A 26,716-nucleotide genomic window follows, 5' to 3' on the forward strand; every position below is an offset into this window, starting at 1 on the left:
TGTAAAGAGGGAAATGGAAGATATATTGAATGATAATTGAAATATTTTTCTTATATTTATTGCAATCATTTTATATTTATTGATTAGCTCTCCCAATTAGCGTTTACAATAGCAACATTTTAATAATTATCCACTATGTGGTATATGGTTTTTAACTTAAGCCATGACATTGTTTATTGTATAACCTAACGAACTAACCAAAATGAAAGACGTTGCAAAAACATCAGATATTATTATTGTAGGAGCTGGAGTTTCTGGACTTTATGCGGCATGGAGATTACTTAGAAAGCATCCAAAATTAAAAGTTACCATTATAGAGCGTCTAAACCGAACAGGAGGTCGTTTGGATACCGATTTAATAAAAATTGGAAAAGAAACCATTGTTAGGGATGAAGAAGGAGGAATGCGATTTACTTACGAAATGACAGAGTTAATGTCTTTGTTTCATGGCTTGAACCTTTGTGACCAAATTGTAGATTTCCCAATGACAACAAATCGTTTTTTTGTTCGCGGGCATAGTTTTACAGCAGAAGAAGCTGCGAATAATAACAATGCCATTTGGGCAGCCTTATACGACCTCTTACCTCCAGAACAAAACCAGAGTCCAGGTACTATTTTAAGTATTATTTACAACCGTATTTTAAAAGCAAATGGTATTGATGGAGCGCCATCAAATCCAACCCCAGAGTTTTGGCAAGATTTCCGTCTTAAATTTAAATGGAAAAGCATTACACTCAATAAATGGCAATTAGGTGGACTAATTAGAGATATGGGCTATTCACAAGAGTGTATAAAAATGTTGGTTGATACAGTAGGGTTTCAGGCGCCATTTTTATCATCTGTAAGTGCTGGTGAAGCATGGCAAATATTAGAAGATTTTCCTAAAAACCCACATTATTATACTTTTAAATATGGATTTAGTACTCTTACCGATGCGCTTAAAGTTGAGGTAGAGAAAATGGGGGGAGCCATTCATACTAGCATAAATGTTAATAGCATTACCAAATCAAATAAAGATAAGTATCAATTGGAGATAGCTCCAACACCGGAACATGGTCATTATTTTATGGACAACAAAAACAAAATCCAGATTGAAGGTTCTAAAATAATTTTAGCTATCGCCAGTAATGCCATGTCACAACTATTTGAAGATTCTCCAGTGCTTCATAAAGCTAAAAATGCAAAACAAATTTGGGAGGATATTCATTCAATAGTTAATATGCGTTTATTAAAAATTAATCTGTATTTCAATGAACCTTGGTGGCGTAATGGAGACACAGGTCAACCACCAATAAATTTTGGCCCTTCATTTACAGATTTACCAATTAATGCCGTATATCCATTTTACCCGGTTGATGGTCCTTCCAATTCTAAACCAGCGGCTTTAACAATTTACTGCGATTATAACAATACTAATTTCTGGCAAGGTTTACAAAATGTAGGGCCTTTATTTGATTCTAAACTTCAAAAGGAACATAGCCAGGAACCTAAAACATTATTTGCGGCATCCCAAGCTGTTGTTGATGAAGCTTTAAAACAATTTAAACAATTATTCAATACACATGTAATACCAAAACCTATACTAACCACTTTCCGTAATTGGGATGGTGAAGATCATTTTGGATATGCATATCACCAATGGGGACAAAATGCCGATGATAAAAAAGTGATTTCAAGAATGGTGAGATTGGTTAATAACGAAGACATTTTTAGCTGCAACGAAGCTTGGTCCGATATGCAAGGTTGGGTTAATGGGGCCATACGTTCTACCGATTTGGTATTAGCCGAATTTGATTTGATAAACATTACAGATGAATTCACAGGTTGCCTGAAACTAGATTCCAATAATTAATTATTTGTAACTACACAACAATAAGTTTTAAACCTTGAGTAGCTAGCGTTTATAAATGTTAGTTAATACTTGTAAAGCTATGAATTATAGTAATTTATGATGTATTTATTATAGGTGGGGATATTTATTTTTTTTCGAAACAATCAAAGCAAGAAGAGTACTAATATTTTAAAGCAAGTTATTATGAAAAAAAAACAAGAATCTTCGGTGAAACCCTATAAAGAATGGGAGGTAGGGCAGCCCGCAGGAGCAAACAACGGGGCGCAGTTCGGTATTTTGGAAAAACTCAATGGTATTTGGGTTAACTGGGAAGGCGGTCCTACGGGCCTGCACACCACTCCTATGCCATCTCCTGGCACTTCTGCAGAGACTGTCTTTGGCGTTTTCCACTTCAAATCACAGGAGTACAGGGAACAGCTTAAGTTCACTCAAATAAACGCAGCCGTGCGCAATCGAGCTGGATCCAATGAGCAGTTTAACGGAGCCATTAAATATGAGACGGCCATTCTTGACAATAATAATTTACTCCAACATTTCGAGGACGGCATGTACCTTTGGTTGGGCGACAACAAAATGCCTTGGGATCCAGATGGCCCTTATCAAAACCCCCGAAGTATGTTCAGTCATCACTCAGATGCCGAATCCGTGAAAACTGACGGTGCTGAACCCGTAATGGGCCCGGGACAATTAGGCCCCCAATTCGTAGCGCCTCATACCATCTCGCGGTCTGGTGTGATTCCTCACGGTACAACCATCCACTTAACCGGTAATATAACAGAATCCAATATTGAAGGTAAAGCGCCTCACATTGCCGATCTTTGGGAACCGCAATATCTAGCCGTGTCTCCAACCATGGGTATAAATCCTCAGAATGACCTTATTGCTGGATCGCGGGACAAGCCGGACTGGACAAAACTTTCTCGGGAAGACCAAGCCCCACAAGCAGAACCTGAATTTCGAGGCGTAAATAGTGGGCGCGCCTACATCCAAAAGATTTTTAACTATGACCAATTCGGTTCTAAATTTCCTTTTACTGTTCAGCCTAATCTCAAGTTGATTGATGCCAACAATGGACTGCGCTTCAAAAAGTACGACCTTATCGAGTTGGATACCTTCCATGACACTGGTCTTCAAGGTGGTATAGTAAACAATGCGATGATCGAGCGCTACTGCCGAGTTGTCCGGATGCGGTTCCGTATGTGGCTGGAAGAGGTTTACGACGAAGAAAGCGGAAAGCTTATAGATCAATTGCAGTACGAGCAAATCGTAGATTTCGAGTTCATGTTTGGTTCTAGTGGCGGGACTACGCGCTGGCCTCACATCCAAGTTAACACATTACGACGCGAGAAGGACATTCCAAAAAACAAACGCCTTAAAGCAATTGAATTACCTAAGAAAGACCCTAATGAAGAAAACGAAAGACCTCCCGCAATTGTTTGTCCAATGGGGCATTCACATCATGGTTAATTCAAAACACTATAATATCCCTTGGGCTATTGGCTCAATAACAACAAAATAGGTTGTTGTTGAGCCTTAATTAAAATGAGAATGGTGTATTTTGTAAATGAAACTACTGTTTAGGAAGACTTAGTGTAAATTTCAATGAATTGTTTGACTTATAATTTTCATAAAACAACACAATCTTCACATTTTCCTTGTATTAATAATTGAAAGAATTCTATTTTTCTGTTTGGTAATTTGGGCAAATCTACGCTAACGGTTAAGCAATCTACTTTTCCACAACTAAGACATTGAAAATGTGGATGAACGTCTTTATGCTCTGCAGTTGAACAATTGTTACATTTTGCATACCATTTAAGTCCGTCTTTTCCTAAAAATGAATGCAGAACAGCATCCTCTTCCAATTTGTCCAAAACCCCGTAAATGGTAGTTTTATTAAATCTACCTCCAAGTTTATCAATAAGTAACTTGGCAGAAATAGCTACAGAATTCATTTTAAATTCATTAAGTAACACTTCTACGGCTTTGGTTTTTCTAACGATTCCCATAAAAAAAATATAACGCAACCTTGTTGCAATAACAAATATTATATCTACATTTGCAACTCAGTTGTATTAACTATATAATTAATGATATTAATTAAAAAAAAATCAGATATCTTGGGTACTTTATCCAGTACCTTATGTCTTGTGCATTGTGTTGCCACCCCTTTTATTTTTCTAGCTCAAGCAAGTTCAACAACTTGTTGTGACACACCACCTAACTGGTGGAAATTAATGGACTACGTTTTCCTTAGCATTTCCTTTTTGGCTATTTATTGGTCTACAAAAACGACAAGTATTAAATGGATCAAGCCTGTATTATGGATAAATTGGGTAATATTAGCGGGAATTATTTTAAACGAAAAAGTAGAAGCACTGCATTTACCGGAAGCGTTAATTTATATTCCATCAATAGCCTTGGTTGCATTGCATTTATACAATAGAAAATACTGTCACTGTAATACGAATAAATGCTGCGTAAATGAACAATAAAGAACAAATAGAATCGCTAGGGGACAATCATTTTTCAATGAGTATTAAAACTCCTCTTCGTGAAGATGCCTTTGATAAATCTGATGATGAAAAAATTAAAAATATTCAGCATCATTTTAAAATGATTATGGAAGAAATGGGGCTAGACTTGACAGATGATAGCTTATCTGGAACTCCATATAGAGTCGCAAAAATGTACGTTAAAGAGTTATTCTACGGTTTAAATCCGGTAAATAAACCTAAACTGTCCACTTTTGAAAATAAATACGGTTACAAAAAAATGTTAGTAGAGCAGAATATTACTATAGACTCTGCCTGCGAACATCATTTTTTACCCATAATTGGGCATGCACACGTTGCATATGTGCCTAAGGACAAGGTTATTGGACTATCTAAAATTAATCGTTTAGTAGATTATTATGCTCGACGTCCACAAGTTCAAGAAAGATTGGTACTTCAGATATTAAATGATTTACAATGTGTTTTGGACACGGAGGACGTTATTGTTTCCGTTACCGCAAAACATCTTTGTGTATCCTCTAGAGGTATAAAGGATCAGAGCAGTTTTACCACTACCTTGGAGTATGGTGGTTGTTTTAAAGAGCCATCCATACGAAATGAATTCTTGAAAATTATAGAACAGGAAAGCGTATAGTACTAAGGTCTTATCTTAGCTGTGAAGAAAACAATGAGGGATTTTTTTGGTAAAACATCATACTATAGAGTAATAATTTTGCTTCTCATAAACCAAGTTATTATCATTGGTAATAATTTAATAACTATTCGCCAGAACAACAGAAATAATTTGTAAAATGGAAGCCATAATTACCATAGTAGGTTTTTTAGGAGCAGGTAAGACAACCTTATTAAAGTACTTAATAAACAGTTCTCTTGACAGGGGTTGGAACCCATTTGTAATTCTAAACGATTATGAAAACGCAAATCTTGACGCCCAACAGTTAATTGAAAGATTGGAATTACAATCTATTAAAGCCCTAAGTGGCAGCTGCATTTGTTGTAGCGGTATTGTAGAGCTTAGAAATACCGTAAATAGAATACCTGAAAGAAAAAAGGGAATTACATTAATTGAAGCCAACGGAACTTCTGATGCTTGCTCTCTAATGGAATTTCTTGGTGTAGGTCTAAATGAGCGTTTTTTACCGCCTATCCAAATTTCTGTAGTCGATGTGAAAAATTGGCAAAATAGGGGAGAACACAATGAATTGGAATTAAACCAAATCCAAGTTTCTTCGTTGCTTATTCTAACACATTTAGAGAACACAACAAAATGTAGACATGCATTGGTTAAAAAGGAAATACGGGCTCGGAATCCACAAGCTAAAATTGTAACCATTGATGATTTGGATATTTCCCTACTTCCTGAATTGCTTCCAAACCAAAACGTCACCGATAAGTTTGACCACCAAAAAGCACATTGGTCGTCATGCTCTATAGATTTACCTGTATTACCAAATTTAGAAAGCATTGAAAAAATTTGTAAACAATTACCTAAAAGTATTTTAAGGGTTAAAGGCTGTACTAAAATAGGTAATGAAACAAACCACACGTATTTTGAAAGAACACCAGATGGTAATGTCTTTATAAGGCCATTCAGAGGCGTGCCAATAACTGGTTCCAAACTATTAACTATTGGTCCCGGTAGCTCACCAGATAATTTAGAAAAAGCAATAAAATTAAGTCTGGCATTATAAATATATTGAACACATTAAAAAATTGCCTGTTACCGTTTTAGGTGGATGCTTAGAAAAAAGCCGGAAAAATAGCTTTACTTAAGCATGTTCATCATAACAAAAAAGAGTTAAAGTTGCAGCAATCGTTAATAACAGGAGTGAGGCAAACATAGAAGTCTAATTCATTAATAAAATTAAAATATACTTTGTAGCATAGGGGAAAAGTTAGTTGAAATTATTAATGCAACTTAGTTGCAATATTAGAAAATAGATAATATATTCGCGCTTTGAATAACGGTATTTCACAAACCCAATTTCATTTGCATTTTAATGAAGCCTAGTCGTTTTAACATCAATATCAGCTGTTTTTTGCTTGTTCTTTTTCTAGCTATGAAATTGACAGGCATACATGCTGTTTCACATATAGATGATGCCAATGAAAATGACAGCTGTTCGATTTGTTACTATGCGGTTAGTCATAATTTAATACCCATAACTGCCGCAGAGGCATATGACTTTCTACTAGAAGATTTACCCATTATTGGGCGCCAAATCATCAATAACTATAATTATTTCCCTGTTAAAAGTTTTATTATAAGGGCCTCTTTTTCTAGACCTCCGCCTTTTAAGCTATAAGTCTCTATACATATCCGTGAGTTAAAATTGAAATGAGTTTATTACCGAAAACGGTGGTAAACAACGGTATTGAATTTAGCTTAAATAGCTTTATGTATAGGTTTTTCTGGTTCTTATCAAGAATAACTATTAAACACTTATAGTATATCCATATGTTTTATAAAATGCTGGGTACATGGCTATGTTTTAGTCTGTGCTCAATGGCAATTGCTCAAGATACATTTCAAATAAAAGGAATTGTTTTACACGCTAACGACTTATCACCAGCACAAGGTGCGAGTATCGTTGGCGAAACACTTTACGCCGTTTCATCGGCAAACGGTGCTTTTACCATTAATAATGTAGTTGAAGGCACATACAGTTTTACCGTAACCCATATTGGTTGCGAACCTAGAACAGTAAAGGTTGACGTTGATCCAAACCTGAGTGAAGTTAAGGTCTTTTTACAGGAGTCTGCTTCGGTACTTGACGAGGTAAATATTAACGGGAAAACCCAACAAAGAAAGGCTATGGAAATTCCCATAGTTTCGACTTCTATCTATGAAGAGTTCCTTAATAAAAACAGGGAAAATAGCTTAATGCAGACGTTAAGTAAAATCCCTGGAGTAAGTACTATCAATATTGGTTCTGGTCAATCCAAGCCTGTTATTCGTGGCTTAGGTTTTAATAGGGTGGCAGTGCTTCAAAACGGTATAAAGCACGAAGCACAGCAGTGGGGAAATGACCATGGTTTGGAAATCGACCAACATGGCATTGACCATATTCAAATTATTAAAGGTCCGGCTTCCTTACTTTATGGATCAGATGCCATTGCGGGTGTAGTAGATATACAGCAAAACAAAATTCCATTACCAAATTCATTTGGTGGAGAGGTTAATATTCTTGGAGAAAGCAATAATGATCTTTTGGGTATTTCTGCTGGTATTACCTCAAGAAAGGACAAGTGGTTTTATCGCGGACGGTTAACCTATAGGGACTATGCCGATTATAAGGTTCCCGCAGATAGAATCAATTATGAAAACTACATTTTTGAATTACACGAGAATAACCTAAGGAATACGGCTGGGTACGAAGCAGATGCAAGTGCTAGTATTGGTTATGTAACCGATAACATAAAAACTGAAACCGTGTTCAGTAATGTAAATGCGAAAAACGGATTCTTTGCCAACGCACACGGTTTAGAGGTACGCACCTCTAGTATAGATTATGATAGCTCTAATAGGGATATAGACCTGCCTTATCATAAGGTAAACCATTTTAAAATAACGAACAATACAGCTATAGACTTAGGGGAACATAAATTACAGTTAGACCTCGGTTACCAGAACAATAATAGGGAAGAGCATTCAGAACCTGTTCCGCATGGGTATATGCCAACACCTCCGGATACTAAAGAAAGGCTATTCATTAAAAACACCTACTCCTTAAATTTCAGAGATGCCTTTAAACCAACCGAGGAACATGATATGGTAGTGGGTTTAAATACGGAGTATCAGAATAACAATATTGGCGGATGGGGTTTTTTAATACCAGAATACAATCGTTTTACCGCTGGTATATTTGCCTACGATCAATTTGAAATTCATAATGATTTTCATGTTTTGGCAGGTTTGCGCTATGACGTGGGCAGGGTAGCGACTAAAGCGTATTATGATTGGTACCCGTCCACGGTAAATAATGACGATGGTTCCACATCATACATTCACCTGCAACGATCTAAAAACAAAACTTTGGATTTTGGTAGCCTTAGTGCTTCTTTAGGGGTGAGTTATATTGACAATAAAACCAGTTATAAGGTAAATGTTGGTAGAAGTTTTAGAATGCCTTTAGCCAACGAATTGGCTTCGGATGGGGTTAACTATCACATGTATCGTTTTGAGAAAGGAAATCTAGATCTAGATCCAGAAATATCATATCAATTAGATCTTTCCGTAGACCATACAGCAGAGTCTTTCCGTGTAGGCGTTAGTCCGTTCGTTAATATTTTTCAAAATTATATTTACCTCAATCCTACATCAAGCTATTACGAAACCATTCAAATTTACGAGTACACGCAAGCAAAGGTTTTTAGGATAGGAGGAGAGTTTAATGCAAGTACTACAATTGTTAACAATTTACAGTTAGATGCCTCTGTGGAATATGTGTATTCTAGACAGACTAGTGGTCCCAAAGAGGGGTTTACACTACCGTTTTCTCCGCCGTTATCAACACTGCTATCTGCAACATACCAGTTTAACACGCTCTTATTTTTCAAAAATCCGCAATTGATAGCAGATTTTAGAATAACGGCGGCCCAAGAAGAAATTGTTCCTCCAGAGGAAAAAACCGATGGCTTTCAGGTTCTAAATATGTCTTTTTTAACGGAAATGGAGGTGTTCAAAAACAATTTACCAGTAAAAATGCGGGTAAAACTCAATAATGTTTTCGATACCAAATATTTTAATCATACCAGTTTTTACAGACTTATAGATGTTCCCGAAGCCGGTAGAAATATCTCTTTATCGCTAACAATACCTTTTTAAACAATTAATAATCATAAATCAGTAATCAAATTAAAATTAAGTACCATGAGAACAATTAGTATGAAATCAAATTTAAAATTTTTAGCAATCGTTGCTTCTATCGGACTCTTTTTACAATCATGTAGTAGTGATGATGACAGTATCATTGCATTGAGCGTTCCTGAAATCACCAATTTTGAATATGGTGAAGGTAGCTCGCATTCAACAGAGCAAGTAGCCTACAAAGGATCGGATATTCATTTGGAAGCAGAAATTATTGCAGAGGCAACCGTAAGTAGTATTACACTTTCTATTCATTCACATGATGTAGAGTTAGCGGAAGGTGAAGTAGAATGGGAATTTGAACAAGTATTTACAGATGCCGATTACATGGTTATCAACCCTACTTTTCATGAGCATGTAGATGTACCATCAAATATTCCGTCAGGGGAATATCATATTGAACTTCTGGTTATCGATGCACTCGGAAACAGCACAGAAGTAGAAGGCCATATTGAAATAATGGACACCATTACTTTAAGTAATTTTTCAATTGATAGCAGTGTTGCCAGAGGTGAAGATTTTCACGCAGAATTTATGATCCTTGCCGTTAACGGTATTCATAGTATTACTGTTGATATTCATGCACATGGTCTTGACCTTGCAGAAGATGAACAAGAGTGGGATTTTGAAACGGAATATTTAGAAGGATACCACGAAGAAACAGAGGTTGAATTCCATCAGCATATTGATGTACCAGCAACTGCACCTGCCGGTGAATATCATATGCTTTTTACTGTTGAGGATGAGGACGGGAATACCAAAGCGTATGAAACCCACATAGATATTACCGCGTAATAACAAAACAAAACCGCATAGTGGATATAGGCCCTATGCGGTTATAAAACTTAGATATGAAGTCAACATTAAAATATTTCTATTGTTTGTCAATTTTACTAGTAACTGGTGCATGTTCCAGTGATAATAGTGTAGAAATCGATGAAGAAAAACCAACCATTACTATTGATTATACAGGTGGTTTTCCACAAGGTTGCGCAGTATTGACCAAAGGAGAAACGTATAATTTTAGAGCTATGGTCACCGATAATGACGAGTTGGCTGCTTATAGCATTGATATTCATCATAATTTTGACCATCATACACATGATGATCAATTGGCCGAATGTGAATTAGAACCAATTAAGCAATCTGTAAACCCGTTAATCTTTGTAGAAAACTATACGATTGAAGGAGGTTTGACCAGTTATGAATTCAATATTTCTGTTACCATACCCAATGATATAGATACCGGCGATTATCACTGTGCCTACTCCGTGACCGATGTTACCGGTTGGCAGAGTAGAACTTCTATAGATATAAAGATAATAGAATAATCATCATACCATAAACACCTTAGTTTTTGAATGTTTTTAGCGGTTTAAACAAAAATACGCTAAGGTTTTTTACACCATTCGAAAACATGAAAATTAATTTAAAATGCTTTTAAAATTGAAAAATAAAGTACAGATTTCACTGGTTCCAACACTTTTACTAATACTTTTATTTAGCTCATGTAACAGTAATGAAGATGAGGATGTTGTCTTAGTATCACCAACTGTTTCAGAAGTCGAAGTGGGGCTATTTAATAGCGAACTTGGAGTTGTAGGAGAAGATTTTCATTTTAATGCCGAAATATTAGCTGGAGAGCTTATTGAAACGGTTAAAATAAATATAGAACAAAAAAGTGATGAAACGTATTCCAACGATTGGTCTTTTGAAATTGTTTGGAACAAATATAGCGGTGTAAAAAATGCCAAAGTACACCAACATTTTGATATTCCTGCCGATGCTCCTAAAGGTATTTATGATTTTATACTCACTATTACCGATCAAAATGGAACGTTTTTAGAGGAAATAACAAATATTGAATTAATCGATGCAGCCGATTTCCCTGAGGTAAATCCATATGTGAAGTTATTTGGTGTAGACAAAATAGATGTCAATGGCACAGGAGGATATTATAATTTTTACTCTAATGGTGAATTTAGAAACCCTGAAGAAGCCTTTTTTAGTACAGGAGAATCTATCTGGTCATCGGTACAAATAGGGGAACTTAAGGGTGACGGAATATTATATGGTTTATTGATTAAAAAGAATCAAAATCATAAACCAGAATCCTTAGAAGCTATTGATTTCTCTAAAGTAATTGTTACAGAAGTTAAAGAACACGCAGATTTTGATGAGGTTAGGTCATTGTCCAATAGTTATAACACCAATTTCAACAACCATAATCAATATGGTGTTCCTCTAGAAATTGGCGCTAAAGAAGATAATAACTTCCCTGATGCTACACCAATTACTGGAAATATAGCATGGGAAACTGGTACCTATTATTATGGGTTTGTATATTATAATTATACCTATCTAAAAGGTACATTTCATTATATTGAGTTCGATATTATAATAGAATAATAATAATAATAATAATGTATTAAGCAGTGTCGTAATTAGGTTTGGGCACTGCTTTTTTTAATACAACTATTAAAGCCACATACCCGGTAAATATCTTATCTGTATAAAGGAGTTGTGGTGATTAAATTCCTAATTTGTTTAGCGTACTTTATTATAAAAAGTGCTATCTCAAAAAGAAAGTGGGAGAGAAGTTTAATGTTTGTTGTATAGAATTAAAATATTTTTATTATATTTAATACAATTACTTGATTTTTAGCATTTAATCCTTCCTTAATACCTTTAATAGCTTTTTTTCAATAACCTAACCTTGGTTGTTTGAAGTATGTATTAGTGTCAAACTTAACTACATATTAGGTTTATTTTTATACTCGTAAAATCTCTATGATTAATTCTAAAAATATAATTAATGAATGATAGTTTTCAATTATTACTCGAGTCGTTTTTAATCGGAGCTTTTCCATGGATTTCGCAATTGAAACAGCTAGACATTCATTTTAAGATTCCAGGCTTTAATTTAAAATCCTTGTTTAATTTTTTTGCCAGCTTATTTAGTGCCTCGATTTATATCTATTTAGAGCGATTAGGAATTTACGAACTAATCTATTGGCCAGATTGGAAAACCCTCATAATTATTTCCTTTATTATGATGTTTACATATTTTACACTATTAATTTATAAATGGAATGAGGTAAATACGGGTATACTAAAATGGCCAATCATATTAAATTTTGTGTTATACATTTTTATTTTTTGTACTCTAACTTCTGGATTTGGACTTTTAAAAACTTATAAAAATCATTATGTTATCAAAGGTATTGTAATATCAGAAGATGGGAGTGAATTGTTAGACAAAACTTATATTCGATTGGAGCATAGTAGCAAGCCAAATTTGAGTATTTCTCGTATGACAACTAAAAAAGGGGAATTCTCACTTCTTATTGAAAAAAAAATGGCAGATGAGTATAATCGATTAATATTAGAAAAAGCTGATTTTAAGCCTAGGGATATTCCTTTTTCAGGTATAGCTTCCCTAAGATCATACACTCAAGGCAAAATAGAAATTAAACGTTTAAAATAAATAATTATGAAAAAATTTCTTTTGATATTTTTAGTGATTTTTATCCAATATACATTTGGGCAAGACACAAAATTGAATGTACGTATTAATTTTGATACAGGAATAAAAACTAAAGATCTTGATAATCTAAATTTAGAAATAAATATTTACTTAGAAGATCTGCAAATTTCAAATGCCAATATAACCAACTATCCAGCTACTTTAATTCAGCCCGTCTCAAATCCGGAAAATAAGGATATATTTTTTGAAATAGATGTAATTGGTCCGGTTGGATGGGTCACTATGAAAAACCCTGTAAAGTACAATAAATATAATCCTAAAATTACACTTAAGCGTGTAAATGATGCTTATGCAATAAAAAAAAAGACAGCAATTGATCAAGAAGACGCAAATTCTTGGTCAAAAGCCATAGAATCCTATGATTATATGTTATTAAATAGGATGTATGGAACTGATTTACATAAATTTGAAATACTAAGAGGAAAGGCAAGAAATCAAATGCACTTAAGACTTTACCATGCAGCACTTAATTCTTACGCATCCATTTTAAAGAATGTTAAGCTAGATAATATTAAAAATTATTGGAAAAAGGTTTATCTCGATGAATTTTATAATTGCATACTTAAAGTTGGAAATTATAATCATATTAAACTTTCACAAGAAGAAATTGAAGATTTAATTTCAGATCAAGGTATAGTTGAATTAGATCACTGGAAATCCTTGATTAATTTATTTATTTCGGTAAATCCTAATATTATTAATTCAAAGGATTTAGAAAGTTTTTCTTTAGACAATTTAATAAAACAATACAATGCCGTTTCAAATAAATTAGCATTGAACGAAAATTGATAATCTTATAAATCTACATCAGATTGCAGATTTTCTTTTCATTAATATTAGTGTATCTCGTTGTATTATCTATAATCAACCGCAGGATCGTTGACAAAGTTATGATACTTGACTAAGCCATTAAATCTGTAATTATGTCAATTATCGCCTAAAAATGCTATTTCGTTAATTGTTATGAAATGTAATATAATGTTCCGCGTTATGTAACTTTGCTTTGGTAAAAGCGAAGTTTATATTACTACTTTTTCTTATTTTTTTCTTCTAAAAACTTTCTTTTGTATAGTTAATGGAACACGCTTTTTACGAACCGACGATAGAATGAAGTGGAATATGTGTGTAATGGAATTTAAATATTTTATGTATATTTAGATATTCGCTTTATTATTAGTGATTAAACTCTCCCTATTAAAGAATTACAATAGCAAATTTTATTAATTAACCTCCATTGGGTATGTTTTGGCTTCGATATAAGCCATAGTATTGTTTTGAGTATAATCAAAATACAGTTTTATGAAAGAATTTAGAGATTGGCTAGGAATAATAGTAATTGTAATTTCTATCATAGCCCTTGTTTATGTTGGGGCAGTAATAATTTCGAAAGGGGATAACGATGATTATCAGTTAGTTTATTCCTCTCTTCTTCCACTCGTCGGTACATGGGTAGGTGTAGTTTTAGCTTTTTATTTCGGCAAAGAAAACTATGAGGCGGCTAGTAATAGGTTTGAAAAAATAATTGACAAACTTACCCCAGAGATTTTGGATGATGTTCAAGTTAATCAGGTAATGATAGTAAAGAAGACCATGGTAGCTAAAAAATGGAAAGATATTGAAGATAAATCTATTAAGGAAATTATTGATTTTTTAGCTGGAATTGAAAAGACAAGATTACCTGTAATTGGTGATGACAATAGAGTACTATATATAATCCATGATTCTTTATTGTTAAAAACTTCATCCGCTAACACAGAAGAAAAAATTAGTGCTTTTGTTGAAAAGAATAAGGGTGTGGTAGATAAGATTGTATGGGCAAAAGAAAGGGATATATTAGAAAATATAAGAAAATTGATGAATTCAGAGACCAATTGTAAAGATGTATTTATCGAAAACACTAAAGGTGAATTGGTTGGATGGCTTACTGATACACTTATTTTAAGGTTTATTAATTCAAATAAGTTATGAGAACATAAAACATTAAAACATGAAAACCATAGAAATCTTAGCTGGAGAGCGCATAAAACTTAATGTAAATATTAGCTCAGGGGCTAATGTTGGCTCTAATGTTAGCCTTGATGACAAAATGATTAAAAAGAGTCACACCAATAATTTCACTGTCGATCTAGGTTTAATAAATGATATAGATGGACAGGTATTATCTGTGGTCTCAAATTTTTTCGTTGCAGGAGGTAATATTGATGCTATAATGGAAACTACTCACGTGTTAAATATAATTTCACCTGAAACAACTCCGCCAGAAATAGAAGCTAGTAAAGTAAAAATTAGCCCTACGTTGTTTATGGCCTACGTTGTTATAAAGTTTAAGATAATATAAGATGAAAAAGCTATTTATAATTTTAGCAATAGGGTCAATCAGTTTTAATGGTTATAGTCAAAATGTTGATTTAAGTAAATTTACCTTATCAAACAACTCGAGTCCGGCATTTGTTTTGTTAGGGGAAACACCTACTGCTATATATACACCAAGAAATTTTAAAGCTTTGTCCATTCATGCCTTAAATAATTTTGGTGAAAGTCTCTCTGTAGAAGTCACTCCTTATTTCTTAATTAACCAAGAACGGAGAGATCGAACTTACCAAAAATATATTGGAGTTATGGAGGATCCTGTTACTAAAGAAATCAAGCAGAACCCATTTAGTGGTTTGAATACTACAAATATTTCTTTTGCTTTTGTGGACAAAGAATTTTCAGGTTTGACTAGTAAACGTAAAACCTATTCCATAGGAGTTAGAACAACCTTATTACGATTTTATAATAAAGATAAAGTACATCAAAATACAGTTGGCATGGCTATGGCACTTTCAAATATTACTGTGCCTGTAAGTGTTTTAGAAGAAGGAGAAGAAGCTATTCAGAAGTATTACAACGAAAAACAAGATGAAATAAATGCCTTAATAGAACCTTTTCAAAAAACCATAAAACCTATATTTCGATTAGATGTTGCTATGGGTTACAGTACCTTATTCAAGGATAATGCGATTTCAGCAGCAACAGCAAAACGTTTTGGTGCTTGGTTAACATCGGAAACGAGTTTGATATTAAATGAAGGAAGTGATGCCAAGACTAATAATTATTTTAACTTTTTCATTACTGCGCGGTATATTGAGGACGGTTTCAACTCTATGAACCAGACAGATTACTTTACAAGTTACTATCGTGACCTTGGGGGAAAAATAGATTTTGAATTTGGAAGGATCGCTTTTGGGTATGAATATATTTCACGAATTGGCTCTTTTAGCAGCGAGCGATCTGTTGGAACTGTAAAATTTATTATAAATAAGGATATTAGTTTTAGTGGTGGCTTTGGAAAAGATTTTACGGTAACAGAGGATAATCTTTTAACCATTTTTGGTATTCATTGGGGGATTAACACAGGAAACAGTAAAGTAAAGCTTAATTAAAAATAACAAATAAAATATAAATAGATTATGAATTATTGTGTCAGATTATACAGAATATTAAAATTATACGAGAAGCAAAACGATAAAGTTTCTTAATAGTTTTAAATACGCAACGAATTTCAAAGCAATCTTAACGAGTTACAATGTTTCCAAAAGTTTATGCAGTCATGATTTTTTTGTTTCTTTTTTTTATCAAAAAAAAAGATTATCTCTTAATTTAATAAATTAAATATGAATGAAACTAACAAAAGGTTAAATGAAATTGAGGAAAAATTAATTGAACAAGAACATAGACCAATTCAAGTAATTACAAATTATTTATTTCGAAATAAAAAATGGTCAAAAGGTGACGGACGAATTACGTCATCTAAGAAAGCATTAATATGGCGAATTTTTTTCTCTCCAGGTGTTGTCGCCGGTACTGGAGGCATTATTGCATTAATTAGTATTTTTATTTTGCATTTACAAAATAATATTTTGTTGGATCAAAATGATTTGATTGAAAAACAGAATAATTTTTTTAGAGAACAAATACTATCTGATAATATTAGATCAAGTAGGTTAAAACTACAAAGTGGTGAAGCTTTTGCAAGTCCAGTATTACAAGAGGCTTTTAAGGAATATGTTTCTTCAAAAAAAATTATAGCTAAAGACTCTACAGAAATTATTACTGTTTCAGGTGTAAATCTTAATGGAGGATACTTTATCAATGAACCAGAAATATTTAGAGGAATTGAATTTAGAAGTGTGAACTTTAATAGCACAAATTTTTTTAATGTAGATTTTTCTAATAGTACTTTTATTAATTGTACTTTTCAATCAGAAGCTACAAATAACCCTTTTATAAATGATGAAAGCTTGGAAGAATTTGATTTAAAAATATTTTCACCAACGAGATTTGAAAATTGTAAATTTGAAAACTTGGATTTTAAAAATACAAGGTTCGACGGAGCTATATTTAAAGGCTGTGATATTAATAACTTAATCTCTGATGAAGCAAATTTTAGTTTTAACTCTTTTGTTGAATGCACTTATGATGATAGCTTTGAGAAATCACTAAAAATTGAAGGTAACATTGGCAATAAAACATTTTCTAATATAGATCAAGCTTTTATAGAATTAAAAAGAGTGAAGATTAAATTCGAAAATTTGGCGAAAAGCAATTATGAGAATTATCATTTAAGTCTTGTTGAAACATTAGGAAAGAATTATCAATATAAACAAAAGCCACTTTATAGATTATATGATAGATATGACTATGCTCCTAAGTCTGTTAAGAATTTGAGATCAAATATTTCACAATTTGGTAAAATGACAGTAGTTTATTATGATTTTGATGTTTCTGCACTATACGAAAGTCATATTAATGCATTTAATTCGTTGTATAAAGAATAATAAAGTTAGATATTATCGAATACTACCGAAAACTCATTATGTCAAATATCGCCCAAAAGCGCTATTTCGCTAATTGTTATAAAATGTACTATAATGTTCTGCGTTATGTAACCTGAGCTTTGGTTAAAAGCGAAAGGTTCTTCTTAAGTTTCTTAAAAAAATTTCTTCTAAAAGTTTCTTCTACAATGTTAATGGAACACTTTTTATGCGACGACGTAGGAGGGAAGCATAATGTGTGTGAAATGACTTGTTTATTTATAAGGCTTGTTTAAAAAGATATATATCTTAATTGTAACTCGCTTTTAACCATAGTGTTAATTACTTGTTTATAACTCTTCTTTGTTTTGCCTTTTTAAACGAAGAAGTAGTTTTATTTTTACTCCTCCTTTATAATAATTCTCCTAAACAACTTTATTATAATTCATACCCTAAATTAATGGGTTACTAATATTTGTAAAAATGAGTAAAATTGACTGTGTTAATTGTGGAAATAAACAAAGTTTGGATTCAAACTTTTGTAGTAATTGTGGAAATAAATTGAAGTGTGATTCTTGTGATAAACCACTTTTGAAGGATGCAAATTTTTGTTCAGATTGTGGCAAAACCACATTGTCAGAAACGAACAATAAGGAAGCTCTTAATACCATAAAGTTTAAAGAAACAAAAGATGAAAGGTCTTATGAATTAGCTTTTACTGATGAAGTTGGTAAAGATGTCTCTGAACTCGTTACTGGAATGATGAAAGGCACACCAATTATGCTTGGAGCAAATAATAATGATGTTGCGGAAAATTTTAATAAGGAGTTAGACGATGAGAATGATAGTGCAGATATTATTGATGTACCAGAAATACATAATGCTAATCGCAATGATGATTCTGATTCTGTGTCTAACCTTGATTATCCTCATCTAGATGATTTGTCAATGAAGATGGATTTTAGTGAAAAAGAATGGTTGATAGTCTATGCATTTTATCTCTCAAATTTTGGAGCAAGTACTTTTTCGAAAGAATCTGTTTATTCTAAATATAAAGAAGAAAGAATAACAGAATCAAGGTTTAAAAACTTAGGTACAAATTGGAAAAAAGCTTTTAGAAGTTCTTTTAAGACCCAAAAAGTTGGAGAGTTAAAGTTTACAGATGATGGAATTAAGAATGTGAAATCTTTAATTTCTGGCAATAAAAAAAGTAATGCGAAAAAAGTAACATCAAGAAAAGAAACTACTAAAAAAGTAAATAAGGCCGAAGCCAAAGGAAGCAAAAGTTCATCCAAAGTAATTCCAAAATCTGTTGCTATTGAAAAATTTGACATAAATAGCAAAAAGATATCTCTTGAAAAATTTCTTGAAAGTATTGGTAATCCAAAATCTACTAATGAAAGAATATTGGCTATCGGATATTATATTAGTGAAATTTGTGGTACAAATTCCTTTAGTGATGGAAATGTCGATTTTGCTTATAAAGTTCTCAAATTAGATAATAGACCAACTTTATTAAGACAGACTATTGCAAATGTGAAAAATAGAGATTTTTGGATTGAAAAAGCTGAAGGTAAATCTTGGAAACTTTCACGTATTGGTGAACTTCATATTGAAAAATTAAAAAGCCCTAATTAATGAATATATCAAGTTATATTGATTCTGTAGATGGCTTTTCTTCGAAGAATAACACAGATAAGGTTATATATATGGCATATTTTTTTATGGCAGTTAATAATACCAAAACCTTTTCTATTGAGGATGTTGAAGGATGTTTTGAAGATGAGCATTTAAAACTGCCAAATCATATTCAACAGCTATTGCATTCAAAGTCAATTGGAAAAACACCTGTTTTAATTAAAAAAAATAATGGCATTTACGCTCTATCGAGAGATACAAATAAGAAATTCGATAGTATGTTTGGTATTGAAAACATTAGTGTAATACCATCCACTAATCTTTTTCCTATTGAACTTTTTAATAATACAAGAGGATATTTAGAAAGTGTGGCAAAGCAAGCGATTGTATGTTACGATTACGGATTATATGATGCCTCTTTAGTAATGATTAGGAAGCTTTTGGAGACTCTAATAATTGAAGCTTTTGAGAAGTTTAATAAATCATCTGAAATACAAAATAAAGAAGGGCATTTTTATATGTTAAGTGATTTGATAGGTAAATTTCTAAATCATAGTGATTGGAACATTGGTAGAAACACGAAATTAGGTCTCCCTAAAATCAAAAAACTTGCAGATGTAAGTGCTCATAATAGAAGATTTGTAGCAAAGAAACCTGACATTGATAATGTAAAAAGTGAGTTACGGTTTACAATAGAAGAGTTAATCCATTTAATTGATTATTGAAATGAATAAAAGACGAATTTTTAGTGAAATTGAACCTGCCAAAGGCTCTTTATTTGTTCAAGAAATTGCAGACCCGAACAAAGTATATTTAGTAGAGGAAAAGGATTTTGATGATTCAAGTAAATCAGGTTTGGTAGGGATTGCTTGTGTAGTACTTGAATATAAAGAAACTATTGACGAATTGATTTACTCAATAAAAACTCCTGAAACTATAATTATAATGAAGAGAGGACATTTAGCTAGCGTGTTTTTTACATATTAAACAAAAATTTTATTCAAAATGATTAAAGACTACAAAATAGAAGCTTTTACAAATGATGATGAACGTGCTAGAAAATATGAATTTATTATAAAAGGTAAAGACGAGCAAGAAGCGTTGCTTAATGCTCAAATTCATATCACAAATAGTTATAAGGACGATGATTTTTATGAAATTGAAATGTCGTTAATTGGAAATAGTTTAATTCAATAACATTATGTAAAATATAATCTCGATTTTAAGCTCGTCCTCATAAAATTTTGGCTAAAACAATAGGTGAAATGAGTGTGCATATTTTAGAAGTTTAGTAATACAGTTTCTTAAGAGTTTCAATTATACAAAGGAATTCAAAGCAATGTTAATAGTTACAATGTTTCCTAAAATATAGCGAATGAGCCGTTAATTGTTTCCAAAATTATATGCAGACTTGAATTTTTGTTTCTTTTGTTTCAAGACAAAAGATAATGAAACATAAAAAAAGATTAATTGAAGTTCTACACATAACAAGTGTATAGAAATTTTTAAGCAAGGATTTGAGCAAGGGAAAATTTTATACTCTTGTGGCAAGCTTACGAGAATCGTCTAAAATTTTTTATGTCGTACATTTTATTGAATAAGCGATTTTTAATAAGAGCGAAAAGGTTAGCTTTTTTTTGGTATTTCGACTGCGCTCAATATAAACTCAGGCAAGCGATGGATAATTGTGTTATAAATAAATTGCCAGAGCTATTTGATTTTATAAAACAATCGAGCGCTTGGTAGCGGCTATTTTACATAACGGCTAATTATAGTTCATTTTATTTAACGAGATGTTTCTTGAGAATCTCGTATTTAAAAAATTATGGATGATTGTACAGAATATTAAAACTATACGAGAAGCAAAACGATAAAGTTTAATGACCCCAGTATTGAGTATTCTTTTAAATCTAAAATCTTCTTGGGATATTTTACATACTTTTTAAATAAGAGCTTCCAGTGGAAGGTTTTATTTAAAAATAAATTATAGTAAGGATTAACAATTGAAATAATTATTGTTTTAATATTCAAACATCCACTGGATAATCAAAAATTAAAAGTGTACTATAATTTATATTATGTAAAATAGAATATTTCTTTATCCATTTTAATTTTTATTTGAAACAACAACATAAAATTCAATATTCATTTTAATAGTATATATCAACAACCCTAGTTTACAACACTTTAGTTAAAAAAACCACTACTTTTTTAATACAACAATAAAATAACTCTAAATTCATGTTAAAGTTCTTCTAAAGTCAAATTTTTATTCATTTTAATCCTAATCTAGTATTATATTTGCAGTCCCTTTATTTCTAGTAAACCATGAAACCAGAACAAAAAGATAAAACTCAAAAATCGCGACTACAATTGTTGCACCAGTATTATAAATATACGGGGTTTTATACGTTTGTTTGGGAAGCTGTCAAAAAATCATTTCCTTATATTATAGCAATTGTTATTGCGGTATATACGCTAAATCATTTTTTTGATATTAACGAAGCCTTAGTTCGTCTTACCGAAATTCTTCCAGCTTACGGCGTACTCAGTTTCTTTTTTGTTTCAGAAACCTTATTAGGTCTTGTTCCGCCAGAAATTTTTATTGCATGGGCCGGTAAAATGTATAGTCCATGGTTATATTTAAGTCTATTAGCTATTTTATCTTATAGCGGTGGTTTAGTGTCGTATTGGATGGGACGCTCTATAACCAAAATGCCATCGGTTCATAATTACCTTGAAACTAAAATGGAAAAGCAATTAAAAAACTCCAAAAAATGGGGTGGTTTTTTAATTATGGTTGGTGCGGTATTACCACTACCCTTTTCAATTGCTTGTTTAACAGCCGGAATAATAGAGTTTTCGTTTCATAACGTGATGCTATATGGTGCTTTACGGTTTGTTCGTTTTGCCATTTATGGCGCTATTATTTTCAATGTGTTTTAGTTCATTATTAAGTAAAACTGTTGAATAATAACGCTTTTAAAAGCTATAACTATTCTTTTTCTATCTATTTTTACACTATAAATTTATACTATGTTTTCATTTTTAAATATTTTCAGAATTGTAGCTTTGTTAGAAGGTGTATCTTACCTTTTATTATTATTTATTGCCACTCCTATAAAATATATGTCAGGTAATCCTGAGTATGTTAAGCTATTAGGTATGCCACATGGTGTGCTATTTATGCTTTATGTTGTATTGGCATTTTTATTGATGAAGGACATGAAATGGACTAACAAAACCTTGTTAATTGTATTAATAGCTTCAGTTATTCCATTTGGTACGTTTTACATTGAAAAAAAATATTTAAAACCAGTAGTAAATGATTAATTTCAAACATTGGCTGTATGACTATTTAATTGCAGCTAGTTTTTCTGAAACCACAGCTAAATACTTAAACATGCTGGGCTTATTAGTAGCCCTGTTGGTGGTGGTATTTATTGTCGATTTTATTACACGAAAACTTTTAGTACAGGCATTTATAAAATTTGCTGCGGTATCAAAATCTAATTTTGACGATTTTTTAGTTAAAAATAAAGTACCTAGAAATGTAGCCCATATTATTCCTTTACTTATAACTTTAGAGTTTTTTCCTGTTGTATTTTACGATTTCCCAGCATTTGAAAATACTTTTGAAAAAGGATTACAGGTATTTGGTATCATATTAACCCTATGGATCGTTCGAAGTATTCTTCACACGCTAAAAGACTTTTTCAAAACTTTACCAAGTTTAAAAGATAAACCCATAGCCAGTTATATTCAAGTATTTATGATTTTTGCTTGGTTAGGCGGTTTTATGTCTGCCATAGCCATAATTACTGGTATTCCGTTTTTATCGTTTGTTACTGGGCTTGGTGCTATTTCGGCAGTTATCATATTAGTGTTTAAAGATACCATCATGGGATTTGTAGCTAGTATTCAAGTATCTATTAACGATATGGTTCGTATTGGCGATTGGATCACCTTCGAAAAATATGGTGCCGATGGCGATGTTACCGAAATTACTTTAGCAACGGTTAAGGTTCAGAATTTCGATAAAACCATTACTACTATTCCAACTTATGCGCTTATTTCCGATTCCTTTAAAAACTGGCGTGGTATGACCAGTTCAAATGGACGACGAATTAAAAGGGCTCTATATATTAAACAAGATGGTGTAAAATACTTAACAGATGCCGAGGTTGAAAAGCTAAAAAGTATTCAGCTTATTTCATCTTATATAGAAACTAGACAAAAGGATATTGCCGAGTATAATAGTAGCCACAATATTGATAAAACACTGTTATTGAATGGTAGAAACCTTACCAATTTGGGGCTTTTTAGAAAATATATAGATTCCTATTTAAAAAATCATTCTGCAATTAATAAGGACATGATGATTATGGCACGTCAATTAACGCCAACAACTCAAGGTATTCCACTAGAAGTTTATGCTTTTAGTAGCGATAAACGTTGGGAAAATTACGAGTATATTATGTCTGATATCTTCGATCATTTAATCGCGGCACTTCCCTATTTTAATTTGGAAATTTTTGAATTGCCTAGTAACTCCATTAGTGTAAATAATTAAAATATTTCTTTTTTTAGAAAATATGCTAAACATAAAAAAAGCCTAATAAACATTTGTTTATTAGGCTTTTTAATAAATATATATATATGTGATTGTCTTAGCTTAGATATTAGCAGCTAAAAAATCTCCAACCTCTTTAGTTCCGTATGCTTTTCCACCATCGGCTAAATCTTCAGTAACCACACCTTCTGCCAATGCTTTATTTACCGCATCTCTAATAACTTTTCCTTCTTCAGGTAAATTAAAAGCAATTTCAAACATCATAGCTGCAGATAATACCATAGCCATTGGGTTTGCAATATTTAATCCTGTTGCTTGTGGGTAAGATCCATGAATTGGCTCAAATAAAGCAATATCAGATCCCATAGATGCCGATGGCATTAATCCCATAGATCCAGAAATTACAGACGCTTCATCAGTTAAAATATCACCAAATAAATTTTCAGTAATTAAAACATCGTAGCTATTTGGCCATTGTACTAAACGCATCGCAACAGCATCAACAAGCTCGTAACTTACTTCAACCTCAGGATAATCTTTTTCCATAGCCTGAACCGTTTCTCTCCATAAACGAGATGTTTCCATAACGTTAGCTTTATCAACACAACATAATCTTTTAGAACGTGTCATGGCTAATTCAAAACCTTTTTTAGCTAAACGCTGTACTTCAGCACGTGTGTAAACACAGTTATCATAAGCTGTTTCTCCATCATCTCTTCTACCTTTTTCACCAAAATAGATACCACCTGTTAACTCACGTAAGAACACTAAATCAGTACCCTCAATACGTTCTTGTTTTAAAGGCGATTTATCTAATAACGAAGGAAACGTAAATGTTGGACGTAAATTAGCAAATAAACCAAGTTGCTTACGCATTTGTAGCAAACCATTCTCAGGTCTTACTTTTGCCGAAGGATCGTTATCAAAACGAGGCAAACCAATAGCACCAAATAAAACAGCATCCGAAGCTAAACAAACTTGGTGCGTACTATCTGGGTAAGGTTCTCCAACAGCATCAATTGCTGCCGCACCTGTTAATGCTGGTTTCCAAGTTATTTCATGTCCAAATTTTTCAGCAACCGCTTCACTAACTTTTTGTGCTTGAGCCATTACTTCAGGTCCAATACCATCACCTGCTAAAACTGCAATATTAAATTTCATCTTTATTTATTTTAATCTTTAATTTATAATTTTTATGTCATTTCCAGTATACCGGTGATTTTCGGTATTTATCAAGACGTTGGGCGCTACCACAAGGGTCGGGCTTTCACTACTCGCTTCCTCCTATTGTCGGTGAGCTCAAACAGACCGCTCAATCCCTAGCGCGGGCTAGTTTTCAGTAGCAAGTATTCCCTTAACCGTTAATATTAACCGCCAACAAACTAACTTGCTCCAATCCTTCTAGCTCACAATTATATTCAGCATCTTCTCAGTTGCCTTAATTGCCGAAACCGTTTGGTCAGAATCTAAACCACGTGTTTTAAATTCTCCACCACTATTTCTCCATGTAATAATGGTTTCGCATAAAGCGTCCGAATTACTTCCTGGTGGTATTCTAACCGCATAATCTATTAATGCGGCAAGCTCCAACTTCTTCTTTTTAAACACTCTTTTAATGGCATTCATAAAGGCATCAAACTGACCATCGCCTTGCGAACTTTCTTCAAAAGTTTCATTGTTAATGGTAATTGAAACCGTTGTAGAAGGTTTTAATCCTTTCGAGTGTGTTAACACATAACTATTTACCGTAACTTTCTCTTCATATGTTCTATCTAAAACATCCGAAATAATATAAGGCAAATCCTCTTTGGTAACCACCTGTTTTTTATCGCCCAACTCTATAATTCGTTGGGTAACTTTCTTTAAATCTTCATCATTAAGCTGAAGACCCAATTCTTGTAAATTCTTCTGTATATTGGCCTTTCCAGACGATTTCCCTAACGCATATTGGCGTGTTCTACCAAAACGCTCAGGCATTAATTCGCTAAAATATAGATTGTTTTTATTATCTCCATCGGCATGAATACCAGCAGTTTGCGTAAAAACATTGGCGCCAACAACAGGTTTATTAGACGGAATCATAACACCAGAAAAGGTTTCAACCAATTTACTAATGGTAAACAAAAACGTTTCATTTACGCCAATTTCAATATCTGGCATAAAATCGTTAATTACAGCAACACTACTTGCCATAGGTGCATTTCCGGCGCGTTCGCCCATACCGTTTACCGTTAAATGTAAACCATCGGCTCCTGCTTTTAAACCTTCCATAATGTTCGATACACCCAAATCATAATCGTTGTGCGCATGGAAATCAAAATGTAAATTCGGATATAAATCCTTAATCTCTTTTATAAAGTTGTATGATTCCTGGGGTGTTAAAACACCTAAGGTATCTGGAAGCATAATACGCTTTACTGGTTGCGTAGATAAAAACTCTAAAAACTCAAAAACATAAGCTTTCGAGTTTCGCATACCATTACTCCAATCTTCCAAATAAACATTGGTCGATATACCATGTTTTTCAGCTAACGCAATGTTTTCTTTTATTTCGCTAAAATGCTGATTAGGAGTTTTTTTAAGTTGATGAGTTAAATGATTTAATGAACCTTTAGTTAATAAATTTTGAACCTGTGCTCCTGCTTCAAGCATCCAATTAATAGACACTCCTTTATCAACAAAAGTTAAAACTTCAACCGCTTGTAAATGGTTGTTTTTAGATGCCCAATTGGTTACATCCTTTACCGCTTGAAGTTCACCTTCCGACACACGTGCCGAAGCAATTTCAATACGATCAACCTTTAACTCTTCTAGTAAAAGCTTGGCAATTGTAAGTTTCTCAGAAGCAGAAAACGACACGCTCGAGGTCTGTTCACCATCGCGCAATGTCGTATCCATTATTTCAATTCGTTTTACCGCCATTA

General features: G+C 32.7%; 25 protein-coding genes. 22 read left to right on the forward strand and 3 right to left on the reverse strand.

Features of this window, described 5'->3' with window-relative positions; genetic code table 11:
- The first annotated feature begins 202 nt into the window (after positions 1 to 202).
- Together ABJM36_RS04675 and ABJM36_RS04680 are read left to right on the forward strand one after the other, a co-directional pair.
- On the forward strand, positions 203 to 1,852 hold the full coding sequence (locus ABJM36_RS04675) for an FAD-dependent oxidoreductase (protein ID WP_348449681.1): 1,650 nt from the start codon (positions 203 to 205) through the stop codon (positions 1,850 to 1,852).
- Between the two features lie 183 nt (positions 1,853 to 2,035).
- Positions 2,036 to 3,319: a peroxidase, FMP-type gene (locus ABJM36_RS04680; protein ID WP_348449683.1), complete on the forward strand. Its 1,284-nt coding sequence runs from the start codon at positions 2,036 to 2,038 to the stop codon at positions 3,317 to 3,319.
- A 158-nt stretch (positions 3,320 to 3,477) separates the two neighbouring features.
- On the opposite strand, the gene ABJM36_RS04685 is transcribed toward ABJM36_RS04680, so the two are convergent.
- Complete coding sequence (locus tag ABJM36_RS04685) at positions 3,478 to 3,861, reverse strand: transcriptional regulator (RefSeq protein WP_348449685.1); 384 nt, start codon at positions 3,859 to 3,861, stop codon at positions 3,478 to 3,480.
- Positions 3,862 to 3,942: 81 nt separating this feature from the next.
- Between ABJM36_RS04685 and ABJM36_RS04690 the strand changes: the two genes are divergently transcribed.
- The 20 genes from ABJM36_RS04690 to ABJM36_RS04785 all read left to right on the forward strand — a co-directional run bounded on the left by ABJM36_RS04690 (position 3,943) and on the right by ABJM36_RS04785 (position 23,792).
- Positions 3,943 to 4,347 carry a MerC domain-containing protein gene (locus ABJM36_RS04690; protein ID WP_348449687.1) on the forward strand — a complete coding sequence of 135 codons (405 nt, stop codon included), beginning with the start codon at positions 3,943 to 3,945 and terminating at the stop codon, positions 4,345 to 4,347.
- Positions 4,337 to 5,002 (forward strand): GTP cyclohydrolase I FolE, encoded by a 666-nt coding sequence (gene folE / locus ABJM36_RS04695; RefSeq protein ID WP_348449689.1) that lies wholly within the window; start codon positions 4,337 to 4,339, stop codon positions 5,000 to 5,002. The genes ABJM36_RS04690 and folE overlap by 11 nt, the downstream gene beginning before the upstream one ends.
- Positions 5,003 to 5,159: 157 nt before the next feature.
- Positions 5,160 to 6,059, forward strand: coding sequence for a GTP-binding protein (locus ABJM36_RS04700; RefSeq protein ID WP_348449691.1), 900 nt, complete (start codon positions 5,160 to 5,162; stop codon positions 6,057 to 6,059).
- Between the two features lie 815 nt (positions 6,060 to 6,874).
- Complete coding sequence (locus ABJM36_RS04705; protein WP_348449693.1) at positions 6,875 to 9,196, forward strand: TonB-dependent receptor; 2,322 nt, start codon at positions 6,875 to 6,877, stop codon at positions 9,194 to 9,196.
- Positions 9,197 to 9,241: 45 nt separating this feature from the next.
- The gene (locus tag ABJM36_RS04710; protein WP_348449695.1) at positions 9,242 to 10,033 is read left to right on the forward strand and encodes a DUF4625 domain-containing protein; all 792 of its coding nucleotides are present in this window, start codon (positions 9,242 to 9,244) and stop codon (positions 10,031 to 10,033) included.
- Between the two features lie 56 nt (positions 10,034 to 10,089).
- Positions 10,090 to 10,569 (forward strand): DUF4625 domain-containing protein, encoded by a 480-nt coding sequence (locus tag ABJM36_RS04715; protein WP_348449697.1) that lies wholly within the window; start codon positions 10,090 to 10,092, stop codon positions 10,567 to 10,569.
- A 115-nt stretch (positions 10,570 to 10,684) separates the two neighbouring features.
- Positions 10,685 to 11,647, forward strand: a complete 963-nt coding sequence (locus ABJM36_RS04720) for a DUF4625 domain-containing protein (RefSeq protein ID WP_348449699.1) — start codon at positions 10,685 to 10,687, stop codon at positions 11,645 to 11,647.
- A 406-nt stretch (positions 11,648 to 12,053) separates the two neighbouring features.
- Positions 12,054 to 12,725 (forward strand): hypothetical protein, encoded by a 672-nt coding sequence (locus tag ABJM36_RS04725; protein WP_348449701.1) that lies wholly within the window; start codon positions 12,054 to 12,056, stop codon positions 12,723 to 12,725.
- A 6-nt stretch (positions 12,726 to 12,731) separates the two neighbouring features.
- Entirely contained in the window at positions 12,732 to 13,574 is an 843-nt protein-coding gene (locus ABJM36_RS04730) for a hypothetical protein (RefSeq protein WP_348449703.1), read from the forward strand.
- A 510-nt stretch (positions 13,575 to 14,084) separates the two neighbouring features.
- Positions 14,085 to 14,753: a hypothetical protein gene (locus tag ABJM36_RS04735; RefSeq protein WP_348449705.1), complete on the forward strand. Its 669-nt coding sequence runs from the start codon at positions 14,085 to 14,087 to the stop codon at positions 14,751 to 14,753.
- Between the two features lie 19 nt (positions 14,754 to 14,772).
- Complete coding sequence (locus tag ABJM36_RS04740; protein ID WP_348449707.1) at positions 14,773 to 15,123, forward strand: hypothetical protein; 351 nt, start codon at positions 14,773 to 14,775, stop codon at positions 15,121 to 15,123.
- Between the two features lies 1 nt (position 15,124).
- Complete coding sequence (locus tag ABJM36_RS04745) at positions 15,125 to 16,210, forward strand: hypothetical protein (RefSeq protein WP_348449709.1); 1,086 nt, start codon at positions 15,125 to 15,127, stop codon at positions 16,208 to 16,210.
- A 231-nt stretch (positions 16,211 to 16,441) separates the two neighbouring features.
- Positions 16,442 to 17,605 carry a pentapeptide repeat-containing protein gene (locus tag ABJM36_RS04750; protein ID WP_348449711.1) on the forward strand — a complete coding sequence of 388 codons (1,164 nt, stop codon included), beginning with the start codon at positions 16,442 to 16,444 and terminating at the stop codon, positions 17,603 to 17,605.
- Between the two features lie 459 nt (positions 17,606 to 18,064).
- The gene (locus tag ABJM36_RS04755) at positions 18,065 to 19,219 is read left to right on the forward strand and encodes a zinc ribbon domain-containing protein (protein ID WP_348449713.1); all 1,155 of its coding nucleotides are present in this window, start codon (positions 18,065 to 18,067) and stop codon (positions 19,217 to 19,219) included.
- Complete coding sequence (locus ABJM36_RS04760; protein ID WP_348449715.1) at positions 19,219 to 19,944, forward strand: hypothetical protein; 726 nt, start codon at positions 19,219 to 19,221, stop codon at positions 19,942 to 19,944. The genes ABJM36_RS04755 and ABJM36_RS04760 overlap by 1 nt, the downstream gene beginning before the upstream one ends.
- A 1-nt stretch (position 19,945) precedes the next feature.
- Complete coding sequence (locus tag ABJM36_RS04765) at positions 19,946 to 20,206, forward strand: hypothetical protein (RefSeq protein ID WP_348449717.1); 261 nt, start codon at positions 19,946 to 19,948, stop codon at positions 20,204 to 20,206.
- A gap of 18 nt (positions 20,207 to 20,224) precedes the next feature.
- Positions 20,225 to 20,416, forward strand: coding sequence for a hypothetical protein (locus tag ABJM36_RS04770; RefSeq protein ID WP_348449719.1), 192 nt, complete (start codon positions 20,225 to 20,227; stop codon positions 20,414 to 20,416).
- A 1,131-nt stretch (positions 20,417 to 21,547) separates the two neighbouring features.
- The gene (locus ABJM36_RS04775; RefSeq protein ID WP_348449721.1) at positions 21,548 to 22,165 is read left to right on the forward strand and encodes a VTT domain-containing protein; all 618 of its coding nucleotides are present in this window, start codon (positions 21,548 to 21,550) and stop codon (positions 22,163 to 22,165) included.
- 90 nt (positions 22,166 to 22,255) lie between these two features.
- Complete coding sequence (locus ABJM36_RS04780) at positions 22,256 to 22,552, forward strand: DUF3817 domain-containing protein (RefSeq protein WP_348449723.1); 297 nt, start codon at positions 22,256 to 22,258, stop codon at positions 22,550 to 22,552.
- Entirely contained in the window at positions 22,545 to 23,792 is a 1,248-nt protein-coding gene (locus ABJM36_RS04785) for a mechanosensitive ion channel domain-containing protein (RefSeq protein ID WP_348449725.1), read from the forward strand. Before ABJM36_RS04780 ends, ABJM36_RS04785 begins: the two co-directional genes overlap by 8 nt.
- Positions 23,793 to 23,894: 102 nt before the next feature.
- Here the strand turns inward: ABJM36_RS04785 and leuB are convergent, their stop codons facing one another.
- Together leuB and ABJM36_RS04795 are read right to left on the reverse strand one after the other, a co-directional pair.
- The gene (leuB, locus tag ABJM36_RS04790; protein ID WP_348449727.1) at positions 23,895 to 24,953 is read right to left on the reverse strand and encodes a 3-isopropylmalate dehydrogenase; all 1,059 of its coding nucleotides are present in this window, start codon (positions 24,951 to 24,953) and stop codon (positions 23,895 to 23,897) included.
- 240 nt (positions 24,954 to 25,193) lie between these two features.
- A complete protein-coding gene (locus ABJM36_RS04795; protein WP_348449729.1) occupies positions 25,194 to 26,714 on the reverse strand; it encodes an alpha-isopropylmalate synthase regulatory domain-containing protein in 1,521 nt (506 codons plus the stop codon).
- Between the last annotated feature and the right edge of the window lie 2 nt (positions 26,715 to 26,716).

Origin of the sequence: Algibacter sp. (assembly GCF_039977455.1) — a bacterium.
Lineage (GTDB): Bacteria > Bacteroidota > Bacteroidia > Flavobacteriales > Flavobacteriaceae > Algibacter_B.